The sequence below is a fragment of the Kitasatospora nipponensis genome, from assembly GCF_039528135.1.
Taxonomy (GTDB): domain Bacteria; phylum Actinomycetota; class Actinomycetes; order Streptomycetales; family Streptomycetaceae; genus Kitasatospora; species Kitasatospora nipponensis.
Genome location: NZ_BAAALF010000837.1, coordinates 1 through 625, shown reverse-complemented (window position 1 = coordinate 625; position 625 = coordinate 1). Strand labels below are relative to the sequence as shown.

At 77.6% G+C, this 625-nt stretch carries 1 protein-coding gene; it reads left to right on the top strand.

Going from position 1 to position 625, the window contains the following annotated elements; all coding sequences use genetic code 11:
- Window positions 1-625, top strand: a 625-nt coding sequence (gene ureA / locus ABD323_RS43615; protein ID WP_344447558.1) for an urease subunit gamma, incomplete at both ends; no start/stop codon positions are given.

Genomic DNA, 625 nt, shown 5'->3' with positions numbered 1-625 from the left:
TCTTCACAGCCGCCGAACTGGCCCGGGCCCGGCGCGCCCGCGGCGTCCGGTTGAACGTGCCCGAGGCCACCGCGCTGATCGCGGACACCGTCTGCGAGGCCGCCCGCGACGGGCGCCGCCTGGCGGAGGCCATCGAGGCCGGCCGTAGCGTGCTGGGCGCCGCCGACGTGCTGCCCGGGGTGCCCGACGTGGTCACCGTGGTGCAGGTGGAGGCGGTCTTCGACGACGGCACCCGGCTCGCGGTGGTCAACGACCCCTTCCGGGGCGCCGGTTCCCTGGGCGAGGACGGCCCGGGGGCGGCCCTGCCCGGCACCGGGGCGGGCTACGACCCGGTGGAGGAGACCGTGCTGCTGCCGGTCCACAACACCTCCGCGGTGCCGATCTCGGTCACCTCGCACTACCACTTCTTCGAGGTCAACCCGCGCCTGGCGTTCGACCGCGCGGCGGCCTACGGCACCCGCCTGGCGGTGCCGGCCGGCTCCTCGGTGCGCTTCGACCCCGGCGCGGTGGTCGAGGTCGGCCTGGTGCCGATCGCCGGCGCCCGGGTCGCGATCGGCTTCGCCGGCCTGGTCGACGGCCCCCTCGACGCCCCCGGCGCCCGCGAGGCCGCCCTCGCCAAGGCCCG